Genomic DNA, 5,558 nt, shown 5'->3' on the forward strand with positions numbered 1-5,558 from the left:
TGACTAAATTTGGCCAGGTATTACTAGCGAACAGCGGCAGATAAATGCCGATATTATCACTGCCATTGGCGATGGTAATTGCCGCCACAGCACCGGTTTGAGGGGAAAACCAGGCCGCCAAAGGAGAAGAAGGTGCTGATTCTACAGCCACCTCCAGATGATTATCCGTCTCGGTTTCTTCTCGCTGCCAGAGACTCCGAATCCCGAAAATCACCGGCAAAAGACCGAGAAAACGAATCCACTGAGCCGGAACCAAAAAACTCCCGAAAAAGCCGGTTAAACTCGCCAAAATCAGCAGGATAAAGCCTAAATACTGACCGATAACGATATGACGACGGCGAAAAAGTTGATTGACTTGGGTAAAAAGAATCGTCAAAATCAGGATGTCATCGAGATTAGTGGCAATAAAGGCCGCTATTGCTGTGGATATGGCAGTAATCATGGTAGTCATAGGATTTTTTTCCTTAATCGGGTCTTCTGATCTCGATCGCCCTACTTCTACTCTAGAAAGAGCCATTAATAAAATCAAATATTCTTTCTTGTTGATTTAATAAATTAAAATGATGGAAAGACCAATAGAGACGGAAAACCCCTTGCCATGGCCAGAATGACCCTAGATCAACTGGAAATCTTTCTAGCGACTGCTGAACATCTCCACTTCACCAAAGCAGCAGAAGCTTTATATATCACCCAACCGGCCGTCAGTGCCGCCATTGCCTCCCTAGAAAATGAATACGGGGTGAAATTATTCCACCGCGTCGGTCGTCACATCGAGATCACGGAAACAGGACGTTTACTGCAATTAGAAGCGCAACGCATTCTCACCCAGGTAACTTTGACAGAAAGGGGATTGGCGGAATTCAACGACTTGCAACGGGGAGAACTACAATTAGGGTCGAGTTTGACTATTGGTAACTATTGGCTGCCGGCAAAAATTAGCGATTTTCAGGAGCGCTATCCGGCAATTAAGATCAATTGCACCCTAGCTAATACGGAAGAAATCTGTCTGGGTACGGCTAACGGACGTTTTGACCTAGCATTAATCGAGGGAGAAGTCAAGAGTGATTTAACACATTGTTTAGAACAGGAGATCGTCGGCAGCGATCGCCTATTAATTATTGTCGGACGTTCTCATCCTTGGTATAAAAGAGAAGCGATCGAATTGCCGGAATTAGTGGAAACCCCTTGGGTAATGCGAGAATCGGGATCGGGAACTCAACAAAGATTCGAGGAAGCGCTACGGAATTGGGGCATCGATTTACGGACATTAAAGGTGACTTTGCTGTTAAATACGGGAGAAATGGTGAAGGCAATCATCGAGAATAGTTCGGCAGCTGCCGGGATTTCCGAATTGATGGTTCAAAAGGAATTAGAATTAGGCACATTGCGATCGATTCGAGTCATCGATACTTCCGGTTTATACCCTCGCTATCTCGAATTTATGCGCCCTTTTTTAAAAATAAAACACCGTCAGCGCTTTCAACCCCGCGTCTGTCAAGTTTTCGAGCAGATGTTGTAATCTGATAGAAGTCACCGAAAATTAACCCCTTTCCTTCTAGTCCTTATTAAAGGTTTTTGAAGATTTCTATTCTTTTTTCACTCTCTCCCTTCAATAATTTTAATTTCTTCCTCGCTTAATCCATAGAGTTTATAAACAATTATATCGATTAATTCATCGGTGGCGCTTAATTGTTGTTTTAGGGGTAAAAGTTTATCTAGACTGGTTTGATATTCTTTTTCTAGGGTTTCCTGTATTTGACGATCTAGCAAGTTAACGCTAATTTTCTTTTTGTTCTTTTTCAGTATCTCCCACAGCTGATCGCAGCTAAGATGAGGTTCGCTTTTTTGGTAGTCACCGAGATAGTTTTGGATTTTTGATTTGTTGGTTAAATTATCGATCGCACTACCGATTATTCTCTCTAAATATCTCAAAAAGCTTTTGATTTCTTTTTGTTTTTCCCGATTTATCTCGATCATCTGTTCTGCTAAGTAGGCCAGAATATCATGGACTATATCGGTTTCCTCTCTCCTAATATGTTCCTCGATTTCTTTTAATATCTCTTGCTTTTCTTGATAACTTTTGATAAGTTTCTCTAAACTCTGTTGACGGCGATCGCTTTTGGTGTTAAAAGATATTTTTCGGATCGGTATTTTTTCTAAATAGCTTTTATTCATGTCATCAACTAAATAGTCTTCACACCAAAAATTAAGTAATTTAGAGCTTAATAAGGTAGATGCGAAAAGCAAGTTATCTTTTTGGTTAGAGGATGAAATAATAATTTGAAGCGTTTTCATACCCGCAGAGTTATCTCTAGGATCAAAACTACAAACTATTCTCTGTTTCCAGCGTAGCTTTTGAATACGAATACACCATATTTTGGGACATGAATAAAATTTTTGCATCTTAATAGGGGTTAATTCGCTAGATTTAATTAATACCCCGTCATTAATTTCATACCGATTAATATCTTCTGGAATGACTATCATGAAATTACCCTTTGGATCAGGGGTTAATTTTTGTTTACTTCCTTCTTCTCCTCTAGAGATTATAAATTTCAAAGAGCTATTTCTTAATGTCTCTGAGTTATTTTCTATTTTTTGAATAATACTTTGTTCACATCTAGAGGCATTATAACCGATAATATGATCCTGTTTTCTTGCCCATTGTAATTGTGCCGATTTGGTATTCTGCGACCATTCTTGAAGACCAAATTTTTCTAATCTTTCTTCCACCGAGACGATAAATCTACTAATTTTTTTATGTTGAATACGGTGATATTTAGATGGTTGTTGATGTGTGACTATTAAAATTAAACACCATGTATCTCTGACCTCTTTAAATACTGGTCCCGTTTCAATTAATTCTTCAATTGTACTTTCAAAAATTAAATGTTTTCGCAATTCTCTTAAATCTTCTTTGCGAAGTAAAGTATCAGGGATAATATGACCACATCTACCATTTTGATTAGTTCTAATCATTGATGCTTGAGTAAATAGTGCATAGGAATCAAGGTTATTTAAGCTATTAATTTTAAAATAATTTTGCAAGAATTTCTTTTCTTCTTTACTAATAGTACAACCCCAAGGAGGATTACCGATTACTGCATCAAAACCGGGGTTATCCTTCCAAGAAGCGGAATCAAGATCGATAAAAACTTCGGGAAATTCCAGATCCCAATGAAAAAAGCGCTTACTTTTATATAAACTAGCTGCCTGGTCTAAAATTCCTTGATCTGAACGGGGTAACTTATCCCAATTAATTGCCGATATATTACCACCGTAGCGCTGCAGAAACTCGATAGCAGTTTTAACCCCAAAAAAGCGAGAAAGGAAAACATCTAATAAACGCTTGTAGGGTTTAGCTTGACTATCAAAATCACGGAATAACTGTTCGCTTGCTTCCACTTCAGCAAAAGTCGCATCGCTGAGGGTACTAATTCCCCGCATAATTTCTGCTGCCCGAAGTAACCCAACAAAAGGGCCAGTTAAAAGAGTTAATTGACCACCTTCCTCCTCAATCATAGCGGCTTCTGCGTCCTTAGCGGTAGTTCCGATCAGAGAGTTCCCACAACGCAAATGATGATCCAAAAAACTCAAAGGTGCGCCCACTGTGAAAGAATGTAACCAGAGACTAACTTTGGCCAATTCTACGGCCATCGGATTGATATCCACCCCATAAATACAGCGCTTCATCACCACTCTCTGTAATAATTGCGTGGGTTCAAGGGTGGGAGAATCGAGAATAATTCCCTGTTGTCGGAGATTGTCGATAATGTTTTGTCGGGTGGTTTCCAACATGGTTAAAACGGGATTATCTTCGGGATAAAGATTGAGAATCTGGATTAACTCATCGGTGAGATAGTCCACTGCTTCTACTAAAAAATGTCCGCTTCCCATGGCGGGGTCACAGAGTTTAAGATCAAGTAAGGTGGTGATCGCTTTTTTTTCTAAGCGTTGTAGCTCTTTTTCTAATCCCTGCTGACTGAGATTTCCTAAACGTCTATCGCTGCTTTCTTGTCTTCGGGTGGCGATTTCTGTCATCACATCCCCGAACTGTCGCGCTCTTTGCTCTAAAATTGGTTTGAGGGTATGACTGACAATATATTTAACAATGTAATCGGGAGTGTAATAGGAACCGGTGGCTTTTCTTTCTCCCCGATCATTTTCCAGATGCACCGATTCCCCCTCAATCACGATGCGATATTCCAGTAATCCCTCGTAAATTGATCCTAACTGTCGCACACCTAAAAAACTATAGTCGATCGGCTGTCCCTCAAAACGTGCTAACTTGTCTAGGATGGGCGCTAAAACCGCATCGGATAACTTATATTGACCGAGAAAACAATTCACCCGGCCTTCTTCCATGTCAAATAAACCCCCGTTGTAACGAGGTACGGCTAAATTAGCATCCCCTCGATCGACAATGCGAAATAAACTGAGGAGAGCATCGTATATTCCCGTCGAGGTGCCACTAAAGACCTGCTGACGATCGATTTTAACGGCAATTTCTCGCGTCTTTTGCAATAAGCTGTAATCGCGATAGTCTCCCCTCACCGGCAGCAAGTCCCGCGCTTCTGCGTAGAGCAGAAATAATAATTTATACAGCAGGGATAAACTCGCCTCATACAATAAATCTGGCTGTATGTCTGTATTTAATGATACAAAACCTTGAGAAATATCGGGAAAAATGCGATCGAAGACTAACTCTTTTAACTCGCTACCCACTCTGGTGGCATAGGTGGTACTCCCCTCCCGGACCCGTTCAAGGAAATTCTGACCGTGAATATCCTTAATAAAAGCCTCTTGACGGAAAAATAACCAGAAATACGGAAATTTTTGCCGGTCTCCCCCTTCTAATAGTTCCATCAAGTCCACTAGATAAAATTCCGTGGCTGTGGAGGACGCTTGACGGTAATATAAGCGCCATTCTCGACCATTGGTGAGAATACCCCAATCTACTCCCGTCCCCGTGAGATAATTGGTGATCTGAAAGGAAGGATTACTATTTTTCCAGATATCTCGCTGATCATTCTTAGAAACGTCACTAAGAGAACGTTGCCAGTATTTGGCCTCAGCGATCGCTAAAACTTGACTATAAAAGGCTCTTTCATTATTCTGGAGAGCATAGGCTTGATAACGGTCATTTTCTGTGGCAAATAGGGCATAATCTGGCCTTTCTGACCTTCCTTTTCCCCTACTGCTTACTTGCGGTATATAACTAAAACCGAGAATTTCTAGAATCGGTTGTATTAATTCTGCTTCCGTTTGCGCTTCGTTAAGAGTCGGCAAAATCGCCTTTTTTTGTTGATAAAGACTCTCTAAGCGGGAAAATGCCACCGATACATCCTCTTGCCATTCCGGAGAATCCGGCAGCCGATGCTCAAGATAGTGTTGAGAAAAAAGTGGTTTATTGCCCGTTTGTCCTGACATGGCCGATTATCCTAACATTGAGGGTATCTAGCCTAAAAATGAAGGGTTCGCAGGCAGGCACGGATTCCCATTATACAAAAAGTATATGTCAAGTCTCCGATTTTGTCAAGGGTTTTGGCCAAAAAAAA

At 40.7% G+C, this 5,558-nt stretch carries 3 protein-coding genes; 1 reads left to right on the forward strand and 2 read right to left on the reverse strand.

The window, feature by feature from the left end; translation table 11 throughout:
* Nucleotides 1-451, reverse strand: a 451-nt coding sequence (locus PX481_RS26345) for a cadmium resistance transporter (RefSeq protein WP_288096901.1), incomplete at its 3' end; no start/stop codon positions are given.
* Between the two features lie 147 nt (nucleotides 452-598).
* Here PX481_RS26345 and PX481_RS26350 point away from each other — a divergent pair.
* Nucleotides 599-1,519: a LysR substrate-binding domain-containing protein gene (locus PX481_RS26350; protein ID WP_046660541.1), complete on the forward strand. Its 921-nt coding sequence runs from the start codon at nucleotides 599-601 to the stop codon at nucleotides 1,517-1,519.
* 77 nt (nucleotides 1,520-1,596) lie between these two features.
* Here the strand turns inward: PX481_RS26350 and PX481_RS26355 are convergent, their stop codons facing one another.
* Nucleotides 1,597-5,430 (reverse strand): Eco57I restriction-modification methylase domain-containing protein, encoded by a 3,834-nt coding sequence (locus PX481_RS26355; RefSeq protein ID WP_288096899.1) that lies wholly within the window; start codon nucleotides 5,428-5,430, stop codon nucleotides 1,597-1,599.
* Nucleotides 5,431-5,558: the final 128 nt, after the last annotated feature.

The organism is Microcystis sp. M53603_WE2, from assembly GCF_030065435.1.

Excerpts from the sequence above, each read along its gene's own strand:
- PX481_RS26350 (WP_046660541.1), top strand. The coding sequence starts at position 599 with ATGGCCAGAATGACCCTAGATCAACTGGAAATCTTTCTAGCGACTGCT.
- PX481_RS26355 (WP_288096899.1), bottom strand. The coding sequence starts at position 5,430 with ATGTCAGGACAAACGGGCAATAAACCACTTTTTTCTCAACACTATCTT.